We start from the raw sequence: 19,154 nt of genomic DNA, 5'->3' as shown, positions 1-19,154 counted from the left end.
CTATCAGTTGAGGGTGACCACTCCCTGGTTAAGGGGTGGGCGGGCACCGCGACCGTGCCCTGCGCGACGGATGGCCGTCCCGCAGGGGGAGGTACGGACGCCGGGCGCGCCGCACACGCGCCCTGAGCCCCGGATGAGGGGTGTAACGAACCTTTCTACCGGACGGGCGCGGGCCCCGACGAGTCGGATTCGTTACCCCCGGTCGATAAATCAGACAATAGCGGCGTACGGCGCCAAACGGCGGAAGTGCCCTGCTGGTTGTCCGTACTTCGAGACGCGGGCCGGTGGCCGCTGCCGGACCGGCTGCGAGCGGGCTCGCGACACCCAAGGGGCGTCTGGCATGCACGCCCTCGTCCACGTCCGTTATCCGATTTTGACCTGTAGGGCAGTCCGGATAGCGGTGTCCGGATGGCAAGATTCCGTCACCAAACGAGGTCGCGACGCCCGAAGGTGTGTGCCCGGCCCCTGCCAGTCGGCTTCTTTCTCATCCGCAGGAGGATCAGCATGACCGCAAGCCCCACCCGTCGCCCGGCCGCCGGCAGGACTCGTTCAGCCGTGGCCGCCGCGACCGCGGTCGCGGCCTCGCTGCTGCTGCTCACCGCCTGCGGCGACCAGACCGACGCGGCCGTCGCCAAGCGCGAGGCGGCCAAGAACCGCAACCCCGACGCGCCGCTGTACAAGCTGCTGCCCAAGGACATCCAGGACAAGGCGATGATCCAGGTCGGCTCGGACATCACGTACAAGCCGGTGGAGTTCCGCACCAACGGCGAGGTCACCGGCATCGACCCGGACCTCGCCGCGGCGATGGGCAAGGAGCTGGGCGTCAAGCTCAACTTCAACAACGCCACCTTCGACACGCTCATGGGCGGCATGAAGTCCAAGCGCTACGACATCGCCATGTCGGCGATGACCGACACCAAGGCCCGCCAGCAGGGCGTGGACAGCGCCACCGGCAAGAAGGTCAGCGACGGCGTCGACTTCATCGACTACCTCGACGTCGGCGTCTCGATCTACACGCAGAAGGGCAAGACCCAGGGCATCGACGGCTGGGAAGCCCTGTGCGGCAAGAAGATCGCGGTGCAGCGCGGCACCGTCTCGCACGACCTGGCCAAGGACCAGTCCAAGAAGTGCGAGGAGGCCGGCACGGACGCGATCTCCATCGAGGCGTTCGACAACGACACCGAGGCGCAGACGCGGCTGCGCACCGGAGGCGTGGACGCGGTCTCCAGCGACTACCCGGTCGCGGCGTACGCCGTCAAGACCTCCGGTGGCGGCAACGACTTCCAGCTGGTCGGCGGCGCGCCGGTCAAGGCCGCCCCGTACGGCATCGCGGTGCCCAAGGACAGGACGCGGCTGCGCGACGCCCTCAAGGCGGCCATGGAGGCCATCGTGAAGAAGGGCAGCTACGCCGAGGTGCTCAAGAAGTGGAACGTCACCGACGCCGCGGTCAAGGAAGTCAAGCTCAACGGCGGCAGCTGAGCGCGCCCGAGCCCCGCCCGGCCGCGTGCCGCCCAGCCCGCGCACGGCCCGTCCCTCCCGCCGAACGCTGAAAGGCAACACCCGTGTCAGTTGACGTCGACAAGGCGGCCCAGCCGCCGGCGGACGCCCCGCCGCCCGCGCCCGAGCCGATCAAGGCCATACCCGTCCGCCATTACGGGCGCTGGGTCGCGGCGCTGGTCGTTCTCGCGCTGCTCGCCCTGCTCGTCCGGGCCTTCGCCACCGGCAAGGTCAACTGGGGCGCGATACCCGAGTACCTGTTCAACGCGGACATCCTGCGGGGCCTGCGCAACACTCTGATCATCACGGTGCTGTCGATGGTCATCGGCATCGTGCTGGGCGTGGTCCTGGCCGTGATGCGGCAGTCGAAGAACCCGGTGACCTCGACGGTCGCGTGGTTCTACGTCTGGTTCTTCCGCGGTACGCCGGTCTACGTCCAGCTGTTCCTCTGGTTCAACCTGGGCCTGGTCTTCCAGTACATCGACATCATGCCGATCTACAAGGACGAGTGGTCGGACTTCATGACCCCGTTCCTGTGCGCGCTGCTGGGCCTCGGGCTCAACGAGGCCGCGTACATGGCGGAGATCTGCCGCGGCGGTCTGCTCGCCGTCGACGAGGGCCAGACGGAGGCGGCGCACGCGCTGGGCATGAGCCACGGCAAGACGCTGCGCCGGATCATCGTGCCGCAGGCGATGCGGGTGATCGTGCCGCCGACCGGCAACGAGGTCATCAACATGCTCAAGACCTCCTCGCTGGTCATCGCCGTGCAGTACTACGACCTGCTGCAGTCGGCGCAGAACGTGGGCCGCGACGCCGGCCCCGTCGTCGAGATGCTCATCCTCGCCGCGGCCTGGTACCTGATCGCGACCACGGTGCTCAGCATCGGCCAGTACTACCTTGAGCGTCACTACGCCCGCGGCGCCAGCCGCCAGCTGCCGCCCACCCCGATCCAGCGGGTACGGGCCCGGCTGTCCGGCGGCGCCAACCGTTCGTCGGCCGGAGGTGCCGCATGACCAGCAAGTCCACCCCCATGGTCAAGGCCGAGGGCGTCCACAAGTCCTTCGGCGCCGCCCACGTCCTCAAGGGCATCGACCTGGAGGTCGCGCCCCGTGAAGTGTTCTGCCTGATCGGCCCGTCCGGCTCCGGCAAGTCGACGTTCCTGCGCTGCATCAACCACCTGGAGAAGATCAACGCCGGCCGGCTGTCGGTCGACGGCGAGCTGGTCGGCTACCGGGAGGCCAACGGCAAGCTGTACGAGCTGCGCGACCGCGAGGTCGCCGCGCGCCGCCGGGACATCGGCATGGTCTTCCAGCGCTTCAACCTCTTCCCGCACATGACGGCGCTGGAGAACATCATGGAGGCGCCGGTCCAGGTCAAGGGCGAGTCCAAGGCGACCGCCCGGGAGCGCGCCGGCAAGCTGCTGGACCGGGTGGGCCTGGCGGGCAAGGCGGGCAACTACCCCTCGCAGCTCTCCGGCGGCCAGCAGCAGCGCGTCGCGATCGCCCGCGCGCTGGCCATGGAGCCGAAGCTGATGCTCTTCGACGAGCCGACCTCGGCGCTCGACCCGGAGCTGGTCGGCGACGTGCTGGACGTGATGAAGGGCCTGGCGGCGGACGGTATGACGATGGTCGTCGTCACGCACGAGATGGGCTTCGCGCGGGAGGTCGGCGACTCCCTGGTCTTCATGGACGACGGGGTGGTCGTCGAGTCCGGGCACCCGCGCGACGTGCTCGGCAAGCCGCAGCACGAGCGCACCAAGTCGTTCCTGTCCAAGGTGCTCTGACACCGCCCGGAACGGAGATGACGGACGTGACGGGCGGTACGTACGGGCGCGAACGGCGCCCGGTACGTACCGCCCGTCACGTGTGCGGCCCGTCCGCCGGGCCGGGCACGGGGCTACTTCAGCCCGAGGACCAGCGCGTCCGACGGCGAGCGCCACACCGCACGCGCCTCGGCGAACCCGGACTCGCGCAGCACCTCGCAGTGCCACGTCACCGAAGGGGTGTCGCCCTCGGCGTGCTCTCCGTAGATCTCGAAGCGCTCGGCGGTCGGCGCGGCGAGCAGCGGGTCGGCGGCGGCCCGCTCCCACCAGGTGCGCCAGTCGAGCGCGCCCGCCTCCTTGGCCGCGTCCTGCCGCGCGTGCCGCAGGGCCCGCTCCGCGGCGTCGATGCGCGGGGTGCCCCCCTCGGGCATGTGGTCGGCGTTCATGAAGACGCCGCCGTCCCGGACCAGGGAGCCGAGCTGCCCGTACAGACCGCGCAGCGGGCCGGTGTGTATCCAGTGCAGGGCGGTGGCGGTGAGCACGGCGTCGTACGAGCCGTGGGGCAGGGCGTCGGTCCACGCCGGGTCCTTGAGGTCCGCGCGGACGAACGTGACCCGCCCGTCGCCCTCGAAGTACCCTTCGGCGATGGCCAGCAACGCGGGGTCGAGATCCACACCCACGCTCTCGGCCTTGGGAAAGCGCTTGAGCAGCCGGTCGGAGATGCTGCCTGTGCCGCAGGCGAGGTCCAGCACCCGCGGCTCGGTGCCGACCAGCGCCTCGACCATGTCCAGCATCACGCGGAACCGTTCCTCGCGGTCCGGCATGTACCACTCCTGCTGGCGGTCCCAACTGTCCTGCCAACCCTGCCAGTCAGCGCCGACGACAGTCTCGGTCATACCGTTACCTCCAGGCCGTAATACCCTCTTAGCAACAACACCTATTACGCAACCCTAGACCGCGCCCGTAAGGACTACAAGTGGAACTGGCCTATTACTCGGACTATGCCGTTCGCCTGGTCAACACCGAGCAGCCCGAGCGCGGCGGCGACACCCTCACCTCGGTCGAGGCCGTGCGCGAGCTGTTCGGCGTCGCCCAGCAGATGGCCCGCAGGGCGACCGAGAGCGACGTGACACGGCTGCGCGCGGTGCGCGCCCGGCTGCGCGCCGTCTTCGAGGCGGCGGACGAGGGCGACGAGGTACGGGCGGTGGACCTGCTCAACGCGCTCATGATGGAGTTCCCGGTCAGCCCGCAGGTCTCCGGCCACGAGTTCCGCGACGAGGACGGGCGCCCCAAGTGGCACATGCACATCGCCGACCACGCCGCCAACGCCACCGCCGGCTACACCGCCACCGCCTCCATGGGCCTGGCCATCCAGCTCACCGAGCTGGGCGTCGAACGGCTCGGCATCTGCCAGGCACGCCCGTGCCGCAACGCCTACCTCGACACCTCGACCAACCGCTCCCGGCGCTACTGCTCGGACCGCTGCGCGACCCGCGCCAACGTCGCCGCCTACCGGGCCCGCAAGCGCCTGGACAGCGAGCGGACCGGCCGCACCGGCCGCACCGCGGAGACCGCCCAGGACACCACGCCGGACAGCGAGCGCTGAATCCCGCGCGGCGGCCGCACCCGCACCCAGGCACGGGCGACCACCAGCTCGTCGGGCACCGTGCCGAACTCCCGGCTGTCGTTCTCGACGAACGGGTTGTCCCCCTGGACCCACCAGCCGCCGTCCCGCCGCTCGACGGCCCGCTTGACGATCAGCAGGTCCTGCCGGAAGGGGTGGCGCAGGACGACGACGTCACCCGGCCGTACCACCGCTCCGTACTGGACCACCAGCTGGTCGCCGGGCCGCAGCGTCGGCACCATCGACGGGTTGTAGACCTCGGCGAGGCCGAAGGCCCGCAGCAGCCCCGCGCGCTCCCGCCCGTGCTCCTCCCCCTGCTCCGGTCCGCGTTCTTCCACCCGCTCCGGCATCCGCCACACCTCCCGGTCCGGGCCCGGCCTCGTCCACGGCCCGGTCGCACCCGCTCCGGTCCCATCCTCCATCAGACCGAGCCGTGCACCGGCCTTTTGCCCTAATACCCCCGGGGCACCCGAGAAAAGGCTTCCCGTAGCGAGTAATCTCGCACCTGAGAAGACGATCACGAGGAAGGACTGAACATGCTTTCCCGCCTGTTCGCCCCCAAGGTGAAGGTCAGCGCACACTGCGACCTGCCCTGCGGTGTCTACGACCCGGCCCAGGCCCGCATCGAGGCCGAATCGGTCAAGGCCGTCCAGGAGAAGTACCAGGCCAACGAGGACGCCGACTTCCGTACCCGCGCGGTCCTCATCAAGGAACAGCGCGCGGAGCTGGCCAAGCACCACGTCTCGGTGCTGTGGAGCGACTACTTCAAGCCCCCGCACTTCGAGAAGTACCCGGAGCTGCACCAGCTGGTCAACGACACCCTGAAGGCGCTGAGCGCCGCCAAGGGTTCCAACGACCCGGCGACCGGCCAGAAGGCCCTGGACTACATCGCCCAGATCGACAAGATCTTCTGGGAGACCAAGCAGGGCTGACCCTTCCGCGGGCGGGCTGGTCCGCTCGCGCGAGGAGAGACAGCGCAACGGAGCGGCCGGGCGAGGGTGCACACCACTCGCCCGGCCGCTTTCCCACGCCTCGGCCCGTCCGCGCAGCCGCCGGTGAGCCCGGGTTTCGGTAGGGTCGGAGGGTGACGACAGACCGCTGCGCAGCGGACCACCACGACATCGTGGCCGTCGCTTCGTCCGCGGGCGGCATCACGGCCCTGGCCTCGGTCCTCGAAGCCCTCGGAGCGCATCTGCCGGTTCCGGTCCTGGTGGTCCAGCACCTCGCCCCACGGCACCGCACGCTCATCGCCGAGGTGCTCGCCCGGCGCACCGCCCTGCGGGTCAAGCTCGCCGAGGCCGACGAGCGGGCCAGGCCGGGCACCGTGTACATCGCACCCCCCGACCGGCACCTCCTGGCGGGCCCCGGGGGTACCCTGACGCTCTCCGGGAGCGGACGGGCCCACTTCCTGCGTCCCTCCGCCGACCTGCTCTTCGAGTCGGTCGCCGGAGCCTACGGGGCGCAGGCGATCGGCTGTGTGCTGACCGGGACCGGCAGCGACGGCGCCATGGGCGTGGGTGCCATCAAGTCGCGCGGCGGCACGGTGATCTCAGAGGATCCCCGTACGGCTGAATTCAAGGGAATGCCAGAGGCAGCGGTGGGTACGGGTTCGGTGGACTTCGTGCTGCCCCTGGAAGAGATCGCCGCGGTCATCCGCGGTCTTGTCGAGACCAAGAGGCAGTAATGGGTGAAGCTCGGGACGTCGAGGCGGACGAAGAACTGGAGGAGCTGCTCGGTTTCCTGCGGGACGCCCGCGGATTCGACTTCACCGGTTACAAGCGCTCGTCGCTGGGCCGCCGCATCCGCAAGCGGATGTCCGACGTCGAAGCCGACACCTACGCGGACTACCAGGACCGTCTGGAGACGAATGCCGATGAGTTCGACGCGCTGTTCAACACGATTCTGATCAACGTGACGTCCTTCTTCCGCGACCCGGACGCCTGGACGTTCCTGCAGCGCGAGGTGGTGCCCGAGCTGCTCGCGGGCACCGGCTCCGACGAGGAGGTCCGGGTGTGGAGCGCGGGCTGCTCCAGCGGCGAGGAGGCCTACTCGCTGGCCATCATGTTCGCCGAGGCGATGGGCGTCGACGAGGCACTGAACCGGGTCAAGATCTACGCCACCGACGTGGACGAGGAAGCGCTGCGCGAAGCCCGTTCCGGTCTGTACACGGCGAAGGCGCTGGAGCCGCTCTCCCCCGAGTTGCGCGACACCTATTTCGAGCAGGACGGCACCCGGTTCGGCTTCCGCACCGACCTCCGCCGCCGGGTGATCTTCGGCCGGCACGACATCACCCGCGACGCCCCGATCTCCCGGCTGGACCTGCTGGTCTGCCGCAACGCCCTGATGTACTTCAACGTCGAGGCGCAGCGGCAGGTCATCGACCGGTTCCACTTCGCCCTGCGGGAGCGCGGCTTCCTCTTCCTGGGCAAGGCGGAGATGCTGCTCAACGACGCCGACCGGTTCGAAGTGCTCAGCATGCGCCAGCGCGCCTTCCGGCGGCGCCCCGGCGAGGCGGGACCGCCGTACCACCCGGCACCCGCGAAGGTCCGGGTGGGGGCGGGCGGCGAGAAGCCGACCGTCGCCGCCCGCAGCCGGCAGCTGCGCGACCTGATCCTCGACGCCGCGCCGTCCCCGGCCATCGCGGTCGACGGGGAGGGCACCGCCGTACTGATCAACGGCCAGGCGCGCGCCCGCTTCGGCCTGACCTCCAACGACATCGGCCGGCCCTTCCAGGACCTGGAGATCTCCTACCGCCCCGTCGAGCTGCGCTCGCTGATCGAACAGGCCACCCACGAGCGCCGCACGCTGCGGGTCAACGGCGCGGAGCGGCGGGTCGGCGAGGAGACCCAGTACTTCGACATCCTCGTGCAGCCGCTGATGGGCGCCAACGGCCTGCTGGCCGCCACCAACATCTCCTTCACCGACGTCACGGTCGCCACCCAGCTCAAGGCCGAGAACAAGCGGGTGCGCGAAGACCTGGAGACGGCCTACGAGGAACTCCAGTCCACCAACGAGGAACTGGAGACCACCAACGAAGAGCTCCAGTCGAGCATCGAGGAGCTGGAGACCACCAACGAGGAACTCCAGTCGACCAACGAGGAACTGGAGACGACCAACGAGGAACTCCAGTCCGGCAACGAGGAACTGGAGACGATGAACGAGGAGATGCGCACCCGCACGGAGGAGCTGGACCAGGCCCGCGCCTTCCTCGAAGGGGTGGTCACCTCCATCGCCGCGGGCGTCGTGGTCCTGGACAAGGAACTGAGGGTCAAGAGCTGGAACCGCGGCGCGATGGACATGTGGGGCCTGCGGCCCGACGAGGTGATCGACGAGCCGTTCTTCGCACTGGACTTCGGGCTGCCCACCGAGATGCTGCGCCCGGCCGTCGAGAAGTGCCTGGAGTCGGGCAAGCGCACGGCTCCCTCGCGGATCTCGGCCGTCAACCGCATCGGCCGGCCCATCTCCTGCAACGTCCTGTGCTCCCCGTTCGACCGGCACAACGGGGGCGTCGTCCTGCTGTTGGAGGCCGACCGCACCGATAGCGGCGACTGAGAACGACCTCAGGCGTACGCTGGTGACTATGGTCTGGGGCTCACGCAGGGACGTTCAGGCGGAGCTGGCCCGCCGGCGTGCGGTCAGGGCCCGGCAGCGTGCCGAGCACGCCGCCGCGTGCGCCGAGCAGCAGGAAATCCTGGCGGCCTCGGTCAGCGGGCAGTTGCACACGGACCTGGCCAACGCCTACCGCAGGACCGCGGAGTGCCACCTCTCCTCCGCGCGCCTCCAGGAGTCGTACGCCGAGCGGATGGCCGCATGGGGCGGTGAGGAGCTGAGCAGGCCCCGCTTCATGACCGGTGTCGCGGAGGCGTGCGGAACGTCCAGCGCGGCGCTCACCCTGATGGGCGCCGACCACGGCCAGCTCTCCGTCGCCTCGTCGGACGAGACGTCCCGCGCGGCCCAGGACCTGGAGTTCGTACTGGGCGAGGGCCCCGCCCACGACGCGTCGGTCAGCCACCGCCCGGTCTCGGCCGCCGGCCAGGTCATCGAGCGCCGCTGGCCCGCCTACGGGCCCGCGCTGACCGCCCTGGGCATCCGTGCGGTGGCCACCGCGCCCCTACAGGCCGACGACCACTGCATCGGCGCCCTCGCGGTCTTCGACCCGGGCAGCGGGCTGGCCCACTCCGGTGCGCTCACCGTGATAGCCGACGCCCTCACCCGTATCGTGCTTCTCGGCCCCGACGCCGATCCCGAACTGTACGACGGCGCCGACCACCGGGACCGTGTCCAGCAGGCCGCCGGCATGCTCTCCGTACAGGCGGGCTGCCCGGTGCAGGACGCACTGGCAATGATCAAAGCTCGCGCCTACGCCGACGGGCAGTCACCGGACGCCATCGCCCGGCAGGTCCTCGGCGGAACGCTGAAACTCGCCCAGGGCAGCTGAACCCACCGAGGGAGCCTCAATCCATGACCACCGCTCCGCATCACCTCGCATCCGTCTTCGTGGAGCTGGCGGGTGGCGGAGCACCGGGGCCGCCCGGTGTGCCGACCCTGCTGGCCCGGCTCACCCGGCACAGCAGGGAACTGCTCGGCGTCCGCGCCACCGGGGTCGCCTTCCTCCCCACCTCCCGCGACGCACCACAGGTCGCGGGCTCCGACGAGGGCGTACGCCGACTCGAACAGGACTCCGCCGCCTGGGACGAGGGCCCCGGCCCCGCCTGCCGCCGCTCCGGTACGGCGCTGCGCGGTACGGCCCTGGCCGGCTCGGTGGCCCGGCAGCGCTGGCCGCGCTACGCGCCGCGCGCTCTGGCCCTGGACTGCACCCATGTCGCGGCCCTGCCCATACGGAGCCACTCGGGACCGGTCGGCGCCCTGGTGCTGCTCGCCGGCCGCCACCCCCAGCTGACCGGTGACCTGATGGCGCTGGGCCAGTCGCTGGCGGACTTCGCCGCCGTCACCCTGGTGCGCGAGCACGAGGTCGAGGCCGGCCGCGCCCTCGCCGCCCAGTTGGAACACGCCCTGGCCAACCGGGTCGTCATCGAGCAGGCCAAAGGAGCACTGACCGCCCGGCACTCCCTCTCGCCCGACGCCGCCTTCACCGTGCTGCGCACCTATGCCCGCTCCCACCAGCGCCTGCTGACCGAGGTGGCCCGCGAGGTGGTCGAGGGGCGCCTCGACCCGCGGCGTCCGACGAAGTGAGACCGGGCGGCCGGGTCTTCCCGCCCCCGCGCTACGTCGCGATCGGCAGCGGACCGTCGTGCCGTACGAGCCACTCGCGGTACGCCGCGCTGGCCCAGGCCACTTCCATGTAGGAGGCGGTGAGGTCGGCGAAGAGGGCGTCGGCGGGGGCGGCCGGGGCCGCGCCCGGGCGGTGGGCCATGAAGAGGCGGACGGCCAGGGGGTCGCCGCGCAGCGGCCGGATGGCCATGCCGTGCCGGGGGCGTGAGGTGGGCTGGCAGGGGGTGACCACCTCGCCCGCCGCGACCAGGTCGGCGGCGGTCAGGTAGTCCCCGTGCACCACCCGGGGGTCCAGGCCCGCCGCCGTGAAGATCCGGCGCAGACCCGTCCACTCGCCGTCCACGGACGGGTCGACCATCCACTGGTCGCCGGCCAGCTCGGCGAGGTCGACCACCGGCCGCGCGGCCGCCGGGTGGTGCGCCGGCAGCGCCACGAACTGCGGCTCCCTGGCGACCAGTTCGCGCTCCACCAGCCCGTCGGGGCGGCGCAGCGGCGCCCCCTCCACCTCGTGCACGAAGGCGACGTCGAGCTGGCCCATCGCCACCATCTGGAGGAGGGCGTTGGCCGACACGTCGATACGTATGGTGGTCTCCGTCCCGGGCAGCCTGGCCCGCAGCCGCCGCAGCCAGCCCGCGACGGCCCGGCTGCTGGTGCTGCCGATGCGCAGCCGGGAGCCGCCGCCCCGCAGGGAGGTCGCGGCGATCTCGTCGACCAGCGCGCGCATGTCGGCCACTATCGGCCGGGCCCGGCTCAGCACCGAGTGCCCCAGCGGCGTCGGCCTGCTGCCGGTCCGCTCGCGGAAGAACAACTGGCCGCCCAGGGCGTTCTCGATGCGGCGGAGCTGGGTCGTCAAGGAAGGCTGGGTCATGCCCAGCTGCCGGGCCGCCTTGCGTACGCTGCCGGCGTCGGCGATCGCGCACAGTGCGCGAAGGTGCCTCACTTCGAGCTCCACGACCGGAGCATAACGACGTTTGCGCACGTCACACCAGACTCTCCGGTCATGCTGAGGCCGCTTTCCCCCCAGGGGTATCACCTGGTGCTATCGCCACCTGGCATCTCCGCGCCCCGGATGATCTCGAACAGACTCTCCGGACCACAAGTTCATCCGCAGGGCCCCGGCCGCCGCCCCACACGGCGGCCGTACGGCCCCACGGGCGCTAAGGAGTCCCCCCATGAGATCTCCCAAGACGGCGCTGTCGGCAGCGCTCGGCCTGGGCCTCGTCGCCGCGCTGGCCGCCACGGCCCCCGCCACGGCGAGCACCGTCTCCTCCTCCCCCACCCCCCAGCACGCCAAGGTCACGGCCGCCGCGTACGTCGGCTCGGCCGCGGAGAAGGCCGACACCAAGGCGTTCTTCGAGGCCGTCATGAAGTCGGTGAAGGCCAAGCAGAAGGCCCGCCCGGGCCTGAAGGCCGTCACCGTCACCTACGACGCCAGCGCCGCGCCGACGTTCAAGAGCCAGATAGCCGCGAGCGCGCGGATCTGGAACAGCGCGGTGCAGAACGTCAAGCTCCAGGAAGGCAGCGGCGGCGACTTCCAGTACCGCGAGGGCGACGACGCGCGCGGCTCCTACGCCAGCACCGACGGCCACGGCCGCGGCTTCGTCTTCCTCGACTACAAGCAGAACCAGGAGTACGACTCCACCCGCGTCACCACGCACGAGACGGGTCACGTGCTGGGCCTGCCGGACCACTACGAGGGTCCCTGCAGCGAGCTGATGTCGGGCGGCGGCCCCGGCCCGTCCTGCACGAACTCCCAGCCGGACCAGAACGAGCGGGCGCAGGTGAACCAGCTCTGGGCCAACGGCCTCAAGGGCCTGCGCCTCTGACCGGTCCGCTCCCCCGGCAGGTCCGGTAGCACGGCGGCAGCCGTACGGACCCGGGAAACCACGGTACGAGAGCGTTACGGTCCGACAGCGCCTACGCGCGCGGCGGGGTCATACCGGCCCTGCCGCGCGCGTACGCGTTCCGCCCCGCGCACCCGGCTCTCTTCGTACCGTTGGGCCGTGGCTCAGTGCGCCAGCGACCGGCTCCACGCCTCCAGTTCGGGCTCCTCGTCGGACGCGCCGCGCAGCCGGCCCGTCGGGCGCCAGCCCCACGACCGCACCGCCGAGCGCGCCGCCCCGTTCTCCGTGCCGACCAGGGTGACCACCATCGTGGCGCTGCTGCGGACCAGCAGCGTCTCCTGGAGGCGGGTGGCGACGTGGCCGCGGCGGTGCGCGGGCAGCACCATCAGCTCGGCGACGACGAACACCTGCCCGGAGGCCGTCAGTTCTTCGAGTTCGCGCGGCACCCGGCCCTCGAAGCCCTGCCACCACCCGCCGTCGCGCTCGGCGGGAAATCCGTAGGCGCAGCCGACCAGGGCCGGTTCGCTGGCGATGACCATCTCGAACCCGGGGCGCTGGACGTGCTCGGCGAACCGCCGCAGAAAGGCCCCCCGTCCGCGGAACTCCTCACCCGAGGGGCCCCGGTACGCCTCGACGTACAGATCGGCGACGGCCTCGCGCTGCGCTTCGGCCTGCCACCTGGTCAGGCGCCGTAAGAAGGCTTCTGCCATGCGGTCCTCCAGCAGATCCAGGAAATCACCTTCGGTTGAGGAAGTACTCCTCGACGAGGCCGCTGTCGAGCGTGCCGTCGGCGACCTGGCGGCCATGGTCTCCCGGTCACTGCCTGGTGACCACCGTGCCTCGCGAACCCGGCCGTGGAGGCGGGCGGTCGGGTGCCGTTCAGGGCGAGCAGTTCGCCAACTGGTCGGAGCGCGCGTCGCGGATGCTCGCGTAGCGCGGGAAGCGGCTGCTGAGCCGCGTCGCGCGCAGCAGGGTGGCGATGCCCCGCTGGGCGTGCACGATCCGGACCCACCCCCCTTGCTCCACGGCCCAGGCCTGTGCGTCGCACAGCTCCCGCAGCGCGGAGCAGTCCATGAAGGTGACCGCGGCGAGATCGACGATCAGCCGGGGCGGGCCGGTGGCACGGCTGTGTCCCTGACGCAGCAGGCTCCGGAAACGAGGCGCCGTCATGAGGTCCAACTCGCCCTCGGGACGCACTACTTTGATCTTCTTCGTGCCGATACGGTAGTGGATAGTCATGGTCATCCCGCCCCTGACGCGAACGTGCACGTGCTGTCTCGTTATCGTGCGAACCGGGGTCCGGGGCACCGCGCCACCAGCGTATTCCGGCTGGCTGTCGGGCGGCGGTGAAGAAAGGTTCCGTTCGGAACTCGACCTCAATCGTTCACTCTTGCGGGTGTCATGACGTACAGCCGAGCCCACCAGGCGCGCCCGGTCACCCGCGCATCGCTCAGGGCCACAGCGCCCGCGCGAGAGCCACACCGGCGAACACCGCGCCGAGGCTCGCGGTGACGCTCGCCACCACGTTGGCCACCGCGTGGAACCGCGCCCCGCCGGCGACCAGCCGCACCGTCTCGTACGAGAACGTCGAGTACGTCGTCAGCGCGCCGCACAGTCCCGTCCCCAGCAGCAGGAGCGCCTGCGAGGACGCCGCTCCCGCCGCCACCGCGCCGGTGACCAGCCCCAGCACGAGGGAACCCGCGACGTTGACCGCGAACGTGCCCCAGGGGAAGGCCGTGCCGTGCCGGGACTGCACGAAGCGGTCCGCCAGGAAGCGCAACGGCGCGCCGGCCATCGCGCCGACGACCACCAGCAGCCAGTTCACCGCGCACCCCGCCGGGCCAGCAGGTACCGGGTGCCCGCCAGCGCGCACCACGTCGCCGCCAGCGCGGCGAGCGGGGTGACCGCCAGGCAGGTCAGGCCGAGGGCCGCGCGTCCGGTCTCCACCAGGTGCGCGACATCCACGGCGTACGTGGAGAAGGTCGTGAAGCCGCCGAGGATTCCGGTGCCCAGGAACGGGCGCAGCAGCCGGTGCGGCGACCCCGGCTCGGTGATCAGCGCCATCAGGACGCCCATCAGCGCGCAGCCGACGACGTTGACGAGGAGCGTGGTGACGGGCAGCGTCCCGGGCGTGGTGGGCCACAGCAGGCCGGCGCCGTACCGGGCGGCCGCGCCGATGCCGCCGCCGGCCGACACCGCGGCGACGGTGGCCCACTGGCCGCGCCAGGGTGCCGGTGGGTGAGGGGCTCGGGTCTCCATGCGTCTCCTACTCGCGCGGTGCGCGCGGGTGCCGCGCTTCCGCTGTGCAAGCAGGGACCGTTGGCGGCGTGACGTGCCGCGGTTGGGGGCCGGCGGGCCCCACCGCCGTACCGGGACCCCGAGGATCACCGGCGGTCCCAGGCTAACGCCGGATGTTTGACACCGCCAAACATGGGATGTTCCCATCACCGGTGGAATCGAGAGGGAGGACGGCGTCCATGCCGCTGCGCAGCACCGCCCGCACCAGCCTGGTGGGCCTGGTCATCGAGCAGATGGAACAGCTGATCGCCGACGGCGAGTGGAAGGTCGGCGAGAAGATCCCCGCCGAGCCCGTGCTCGTGGAGACGCTGGACGTGGGCCGCAACACCGTCCGCGAGGCGGTCCGCGCCCTGGTGCACACCGGGATGCTGGAGCCGCGCCAGGGCGACGGCACGTACGTCAGGGCCAGCAGCGACTTCGGGGCCGCCGTACAGCGCAGGCTGCGCCGGGCCGCAGCCCTGGAGGCGTACGAGGTCCGTGCCTCGCTGGAGCGCGACGCGGCCCGCTACGCCGCCTTGCGGCGCACCGGCGAGGACCTGGCCGCGCTGCGGGCCGCGCTCGCCGAGCGGGACCGGGCCTGGTCGAACAGCGACGTCGGCGCGTTCATCGACGCGGACGTGCACTTCCACCGGACCGTCGCGGCGGCCGCGCACAACAGCGTGCTCGCGGAGCTGTACGAGCACTTCAGCGACGCGCTGCGCGGCACTCTCCAGGCCGTCATCAGCCGGCCGTTGCTCGATTCCGTACGTCACCAGTCCGACACGCACACCGCCATCGTCGACGCCATCGAGGCCCGGGACCCGGACGCCGCCGAACGCGTCGCGCTGGAGCACCTGACCGAGGCCATGGACGCGCTGCGCGAGGCGCGGCCGTACGAGGGCGAGCCGGCGGCGGACCCGCACGACCCAGCACGTTCAGGAGAAGAAGACCATGCATGACGACGGACCGGCCGCCACCGTGAGCGCCTCCGGCACCGGCGGCGCCGCGCGGCCGGACGCACCCGCGGAGGGCCCCGCCCCGCACACCCCGCCGCCGGGCGCCGCCGGACGCCGCGCCCTCTACCTGGGTGCCGGTGTCATCCTCCTGGCGCTCAACCTGCGTCCGGCGCTCGTCGCCGTATCCCCGCTGGCCGGCACCATCCGCGACGAGAGCGGCATGTCGGCCGCGGCGACCAGCCTGCTGACCGCGCTGCCGCTGCTCTGCTTCGGCCTGCTCGCCCCCGTCGCGCCGCGGCTCGGCCGCCGCTTCGGCATGGAGCGCTCGCTGCTCGGCACCATGGCGCTGATCTGCGCGGGCACGGCGCTGCGGCTGCTGGACTCGGTGGTCGCGCTGTTCGCCGGGACGATCGTCATCGGCGCCGGGATAGCCGTCGCCAACGTGCTGCTGCCCGGTCTGATCAAGCGGGACTTCCCGGCCAGGGCCGGGCTGATGACCGGTCTCTACTCGATGTCGCTGTTCGGCGGCGCGGCACTGGCGGCGGGTGTCACCGTGCCGGTCCAGCGCGCGGCCGGGCTGAGCTGGCAGGCCACGCTGGCGTGCTGGGGCTCGCTGGCGGTCGTCGCGCTGGTGGTGTGGCTGCCGCAGACCCGGGCCCGTACCCGTACCGCCGCGGCCACCGCCCAGCAGGCGGCACACCCCGTGCGGGGCCTGTGGCGCTCCCCGCTGGCCTGGCAGGTCACCGGCTACATGGGCCTCCAGTCGCTCAGCTACTACGCGGCTGCCGCCTGGCTGCCCACCATGCTCACGGACGCCGGCCTGAGCGCGGGCGACGCCGGCTGGATGCTGTCGTTCTCCTCGCTGCTGGGCATCGCGGGCTCCTTCCTCGCCCCGGTGATCGTCGGGCGGCGGCTGCCGGCGGGCGCGCTGGCGGCGCTCGGCGCGGTGCTGTGCGCGGCCGGCTTCGCCGGGATGCTCGCCGCGCCGGCCGGTGGCGCGTACGTGTGGATGACGCTGCTGGGCCTCGGCCAGGGCGCGGCCATCAGCCTGGCCCTGCTGTTCATCGTCCAGCGCGCCCCGGACATCCGGCACACCGCACAGCTGTCCAGCATGGCCCAGTGCTTCGGCTACGTCCTGGCGGCCACCGGGCCCGCGGTGCTGGGCGCCGTGCACGACGTCTCGGGTGGCTGGACGGTGCCGGTGGCCGTGCTGCTGGTGCTGCTGGTTCCGCAGGTGGTGATGGGTCTGGGCGCCGCGCGCCCCCGTCACGTGGCGGGCCGCTGAGCCCGGTGCGTACGCGGCGGAACGGGAGAATCCGTACGGGCGGGCAGCGCGCGGAAGAGCCGCCGCGCCTCCCGCCCGGCCGTACGAGCGGGCCATACTGGTGCCCGTGTCGGTGATCAGCAACCTCCGTAAAGCGGTCCGCCTGCCACAGCAGCGGCGCCGTGGTGTCGACCTCAGCCACCCGGCACGGTCGCCCCTGGGCACCGCCGTCGTCAACTGCGCGGTGTACGAGAACGGCGTGCGCCAGCCCGGCGACCACCCGGCCGAGGTGGCCGTGCGCCGGGTGCGCGAATCCGGCGACGGCTTCGTGTGGATCGGCCTGCACGAGCCGTCGGAGAAGGAGTTCTCCGGCATCGTGGAGCTGTTCGGGCTGCACCCGCTCGCCGTCGAGGACGCGGTCCACGCCCACCAGCGACCCAAGCTGGAGCGGTACGACGACTCGCTGTTCACGGTGTTCAAGACGGTCTGCTACGTCGAGCACGACCGGCTGACCGAGACCAGCGAGGTGGTGGACACCGGCGAGATCATGGTCTTCACCGGCACCGACTTCGTCATCACGGTCCGGCACGGCGGCCACGGCTCGCTCGGCCCGCTGCGCGAGCAGCTGGAGTCGGACCCGGACCAGCTGGCCATCGGCCCTTCGGCGGTCCTGCACGCCATCGCGGACCTGGTGGTGGACGACTACCTGGACGTCACCGCCGCCGTGCAGGACGACATAGACGACGTCGAGAGCGAGGTCTTCGCCGAGAGCGCCCGCCGGGCCCCCACGCCGGACAAGCGCCACGGAACGAAGGGTTCCGGCACCGGAGCGGGCCGGATCTACCAGCTCAAGCGGGAACTGCTGGAGCTCAAGCGCGCGGTGTCCCCGCTCGCCCGCCCCCTCCAGGCGCTCGCCAACCAGCCGATGGCGCTGGTCGATCCGGCCATCACCACGTACTTCCGCGACGTGTCGGACCACCTGGAGCGGGTGACCGAGCAGATCAACGCCTTCGACGAACTGCTCAACTCCATACTCCAGGCGCACCTCGCCCAGGTCACCGTGGCCCAGAACGAGCAGATGCGGCGGATCAGCGCCTGGGTCGCGATCCTGGCCGTACCGACGATGGTGTGCGGCATCTACGGCATGAACTTCGACTACATGCCGGAGAAGCACTGGGTGTTCGGCTACCCGTTGGTCGCGGCCGTCACGCTCACGGTCTGCTTCCTCATCCACCGCGGCTTCAAGCGCAACGGCTGGCTGTAGGGCGCGCCCCGGTCCCGGTCGTCACCTCCCCGCCGGCCGCTCAGGCCAGGTAGCCGTCCGGGCGGACCAGGAAGGTGTCGCCCGGCGCGGCCGCGTAGGCCGTGGCCGCGTGCCCCTCGGCGTCGACGACGTGGCGCCCGCCGCCGGGCCGTTCGCCGGGGCGCAGTACGGCGTAGGCGTGCGCCTCGTCCGGTGCGGGCGCGCCGAAGGACAGCCGGGTGAAGTGCGGGCCGCGGAACAGGTCGAAGAGGCGGACGTGCTTGCCGTCCGCGTCCAGCAGCGGGGCGTCGGGGGCGCGGTCGCCGGTGACGAGGGGGCCGGTGGCGTCCGGGGCCCGGTAGGTGATGTCGAGGCCGAAGCTCTCCGCGCCGCGCTTGTGCGCGTCCGCCCGGCCCTCGGCGTACTTGTCCAGCAGGTCGGTGCTGACGCCGAGCACGCGGGACGCGACCGCCCGCCGCTCCGTCTCGTAGCTGTCGAGCGCGGTCTCGGCGGCCAGCTTCCAGCCCAGGTTGTAGGCGTCCTGCACGCCCGTGTTCAGGCCCTGGCCGCCGGTCGGCGGATGGACGTGCGCGGCGTCGCCGGCCAGGAAGACCCGTCCCACCCGGTACCGCTCGGCGAGCCGTACGTTCGGCCGCCACACCGTCGACCAGCCGTGCCCGGCCAGGCGCAGGCCGGCCGAGAACCGGTCGAGGGCGGCCTGCATCGTCTCCAGTGAGGCGTCGCCCCCGCCGCCCAGGGGCGAGATGAACTGGAACCTGCCGGTGCCGGGCAGCGGGGTCAGCGCGGTGCCGGACACCGGGTTGTCCGCCGCGGCGAACCAGTGCCCGACCGCGGGGTCGAGGCCCGGCACGGACACGTCGCCGACCAGCACCCGGAAGGTCTCGTCGGTGGTGCCGGGGAAGGCCACGCCGATCGCCTTCCGGACGAGGCCGGCGCCGCCGTCGGCACCGACCAGGTAGTCGAACCGGGCCTCCTCGCCGGTGGCGAACCGCGCGGTCACGCCGTCCGCGTCCTGCGCCAGTCCGGTCAGCCCGGTGCCGAGTTCGACGCGTACGCCGAACTCCAGCAGCCGTGCCCGCAGGATCTCCTCCGTCTGCGACTGGCCCAGCACCCACGGGTTCGGGTACGGCACGTCCGGCGCGGGGTCGCGCGGCTCGGTCATCCAGTGCTCGCCCGCGAAGCTGCCGTCGAGGTACACGCGGAGCGGCGCGAGCGGCGCCCCCGCGGCCCGTACGGCGTCCAGCACGCCGAGGTCGTCGAAGACCTCCAGCGTGCGCGGCTGGATGCTGTCGCCGCGCGAGCCGTCGAAGTACGCGGCCGCCTTGTCGACGACCCGCACCGCGACGCCGCGCCTGGCCAGCTCGATGCCCAGCGTCAGCCCGGTCGGCCCGCCGCCCACCACGAGTACCCTCATAATAAATCTCCATTCACTGA

The 19,154-nt window shown here is 71.7% G+C and carries 21 protein-coding genes; 13 read left to right on the top strand and 8 right to left on the bottom strand.

Features of this window, described 5'->3' with window-relative positions:
- The first annotated feature begins 504 nt into the window (after positions 1-504).
- The 3 genes from ACH4K4_RS12940 to ACH4K4_RS12930 all read left to right on the top strand — a co-directional run bounded on the left by ACH4K4_RS12940 (position 505) and on the right by ACH4K4_RS12930 (position 3,280).
- Positions 505-1,479: an ABC transporter substrate-binding protein gene (locus ACH4K4_RS12940; RefSeq protein WP_398166938.1), complete on the top strand. Its 975-nt coding sequence runs from the start codon at positions 505-507 to the stop codon at positions 1,477-1,479.
- 83 nt (positions 1,480-1,562) lie between these two features.
- Complete coding sequence (locus ACH4K4_RS12935) at positions 1,563-2,510, top strand: amino acid ABC transporter permease (RefSeq protein WP_398166936.1); 948 nt, start codon at positions 1,563-1,565, stop codon at positions 2,508-2,510.
- A 17-nt stretch (positions 2,511-2,527) separates the two neighbouring features.
- Entirely contained in the window at positions 2,528-3,280 is a 753-nt protein-coding gene (locus ACH4K4_RS12930; protein ID WP_398167201.1) for an amino acid ABC transporter ATP-binding protein, read from the top strand.
- A gap of 113 nt (positions 3,281-3,393) precedes the next feature.
- On the opposite strand, the gene ACH4K4_RS12925 is transcribed toward ACH4K4_RS12930, so the two are convergent.
- Complete coding sequence (locus ACH4K4_RS12925; protein ID WP_398166935.1) at positions 3,394-4,155, bottom strand: class I SAM-dependent methyltransferase; 762 nt, start codon at positions 4,153-4,155, stop codon at positions 3,394-3,396.
- 80 nt (positions 4,156-4,235) lie between these two features.
- Between ACH4K4_RS12925 and ACH4K4_RS12920 the strand changes: the two genes are divergently transcribed.
- Positions 4,236-4,865: a CGNR zinc finger domain-containing protein gene (locus ACH4K4_RS12920; RefSeq protein ID WP_398166934.1), complete on the top strand. Its 630-nt coding sequence runs from the start codon at positions 4,236-4,238 to the stop codon at positions 4,863-4,865.
- Here ACH4K4_RS12920 and sodX read toward each other — a convergent pair.
- A complete protein-coding gene (sodX, locus tag ACH4K4_RS12915; RefSeq protein WP_398166932.1) occupies positions 4,769-5,233 on the bottom strand; it encodes a nickel-type superoxide dismutase maturation protease in 465 nt (154 codons plus the stop codon). The two genes, ACH4K4_RS12920 and sodX, sit on opposite strands and share 97 nt — an antisense overlap.
- 186 nt (positions 5,234-5,419) lie before the next feature.
- Between sodX and sodN the strand changes: the two genes are divergently transcribed.
- The 5 genes from sodN to ACH4K4_RS12890 all read left to right on the top strand — a co-directional run bounded on the left by sodN (position 5,420) and on the right by ACH4K4_RS12890 (position 10,076).
- Positions 5,420-5,815 carry a superoxide dismutase, Ni gene (sodN, locus tag ACH4K4_RS12910; protein ID WP_030017226.1) on the top strand — a complete coding sequence of 132 codons (396 nt, stop codon included), beginning with the start codon at positions 5,420-5,422 and terminating at the stop codon, positions 5,813-5,815.
- 152 nt (positions 5,816-5,967) lie between these two features.
- The gene (locus ACH4K4_RS12905; protein WP_398166930.1) at positions 5,968-6,567 is read left to right on the top strand and encodes a chemotaxis protein CheB; all 600 of its coding nucleotides are present in this window, start codon (positions 5,968-5,970) and stop codon (positions 6,565-6,567) included.
- Positions 6,567-8,435, top strand: coding sequence for a CheR family methyltransferase (locus ACH4K4_RS12900; RefSeq protein WP_398166928.1), 1,869 nt, complete (start codon positions 6,567-6,569; stop codon positions 8,433-8,435). Before ACH4K4_RS12905 ends, ACH4K4_RS12900 begins: the two co-directional genes overlap by 1 nt.
- A gap of 28 nt (positions 8,436-8,463) precedes the next feature.
- Positions 8,464-9,321, top strand: coding sequence for a GAF and ANTAR domain-containing protein (locus ACH4K4_RS12895; RefSeq protein ID WP_398166927.1), 858 nt, complete (start codon positions 8,464-8,466; stop codon positions 9,319-9,321).
- Positions 9,322-9,344: 23 nt separating this feature from the next.
- Positions 9,345-10,076 carry an ANTAR domain-containing protein gene (locus ACH4K4_RS12890; protein ID WP_398166925.1) on the top strand — a complete coding sequence of 244 codons (732 nt, stop codon included), beginning with the start codon at positions 9,345-9,347 and terminating at the stop codon, positions 10,074-10,076.
- A gap of 31 nt (positions 10,077-10,107) precedes the next feature.
- Here ACH4K4_RS12890 and ACH4K4_RS12885 read toward each other — a convergent pair whose 3' ends face one another.
- Positions 10,108-11,067 (bottom strand): LysR family transcriptional regulator, encoded by a 960-nt coding sequence (locus ACH4K4_RS12885; RefSeq protein WP_398166924.1) that lies wholly within the window; start codon positions 11,065-11,067, stop codon positions 10,108-10,110.
- 220 nt (positions 11,068-11,287) lie between these two features.
- Between ACH4K4_RS12885 and snpA the strand changes: the two genes are divergently transcribed.
- A complete protein-coding gene (snpA, locus tag ACH4K4_RS12880) occupies positions 11,288-11,941 on the top strand; it encodes a snapalysin (protein ID WP_398166922.1) in 654 nt (217 codons plus the stop codon).
- A 182-nt stretch (positions 11,942-12,123) separates the two neighbouring features.
- Here the strand turns inward: snpA and ACH4K4_RS12875 are convergent, their stop codons facing one another.
- The 4 genes from ACH4K4_RS12875 to ACH4K4_RS12860 all read right to left on the bottom strand — a co-directional run bounded on the left by ACH4K4_RS12875 (position 12,124) and on the right by ACH4K4_RS12860 (position 14,218).
- Positions 12,124-12,669 carry a hypothetical protein gene (locus ACH4K4_RS12875; RefSeq protein ID WP_398166921.1) on the bottom strand — a complete coding sequence of 182 codons (546 nt, stop codon included), beginning with the start codon at positions 12,667-12,669 and terminating at the stop codon, positions 12,124-12,126.
- A 169-nt stretch (positions 12,670-12,838) separates the two neighbouring features.
- Complete coding sequence (locus ACH4K4_RS12870) at positions 12,839-13,198, bottom strand: STAS domain-containing protein (RefSeq protein ID WP_398166920.1); 360 nt, start codon at positions 13,196-13,198, stop codon at positions 12,839-12,841.
- Between the two features lie 211 nt (positions 13,199-13,409).
- Complete coding sequence (gene crcB, locus ACH4K4_RS12865; protein ID WP_398166918.1) at positions 13,410-13,784, bottom strand: fluoride efflux transporter CrcB; 375 nt, start codon at positions 13,782-13,784, stop codon at positions 13,410-13,412.
- A complete protein-coding gene (locus tag ACH4K4_RS12860) occupies positions 13,781-14,218 on the bottom strand; it encodes a fluoride efflux transporter FluC (RefSeq protein WP_398166916.1) in 438 nt (145 codons plus the stop codon). The genes crcB and ACH4K4_RS12860 overlap by 4 nt, the downstream gene beginning before the upstream one ends.
- Positions 14,219-14,436: 218 nt before the next feature.
- Between ACH4K4_RS12860 and ACH4K4_RS12855 the strand changes: the two genes are divergently transcribed.
- The 3 genes from ACH4K4_RS12855 to ACH4K4_RS12845 all read left to right on the top strand — a co-directional run bounded on the left by ACH4K4_RS12855 (position 14,437) and on the right by ACH4K4_RS12845 (position 17,720).
- Positions 14,437-15,195 carry a FadR/GntR family transcriptional regulator gene (locus ACH4K4_RS12855; RefSeq protein WP_398166915.1) on the top strand — a complete coding sequence of 253 codons (759 nt, stop codon included), beginning with the start codon at positions 14,437-14,439 and terminating at the stop codon, positions 15,193-15,195.
- On the top strand, positions 15,188-16,477 hold the full coding sequence (locus tag ACH4K4_RS12850; RefSeq protein WP_398166914.1) for a CynX/NimT family MFS transporter: 1,290 nt from the start codon (positions 15,188-15,190) through the stop codon (positions 16,475-16,477). Before ACH4K4_RS12855 ends, ACH4K4_RS12850 begins: the two co-directional genes overlap by 8 nt.
- 112 nt (positions 16,478-16,589) lie before the next feature.
- Positions 16,590-17,720 (top strand): magnesium and cobalt transport protein CorA, encoded by a 1,131-nt coding sequence (locus tag ACH4K4_RS12845; RefSeq protein ID WP_398167200.1) that lies wholly within the window; start codon positions 16,590-16,592, stop codon positions 17,718-17,720.
- Positions 17,721-17,760: 40 nt separating this feature from the next.
- Here ACH4K4_RS12845 and ACH4K4_RS12840 read toward each other — a convergent pair whose 3' ends face one another.
- The gene (locus ACH4K4_RS12840) at positions 17,761-19,134 is read right to left on the bottom strand and encodes an FAD-dependent monooxygenase (protein ID WP_398166913.1); all 1,374 of its coding nucleotides are present in this window, start codon (positions 19,132-19,134) and stop codon (positions 17,761-17,763) included.
- Between the last annotated feature and the right edge of the window lie 20 nt (positions 19,135-19,154).

It is taken from the genome of Streptomyces sp. NPDC017529 (assembly GCF_044329785.1).
Taxonomy (GTDB): domain Bacteria; phylum Actinomycetota; class Actinomycetes; order Streptomycetales; family Streptomycetaceae; genus Streptomyces.
Note: the sequence above shows the minus strand (reverse complement) of the source record. Positions and strands in the feature narration are given on the sequence as shown.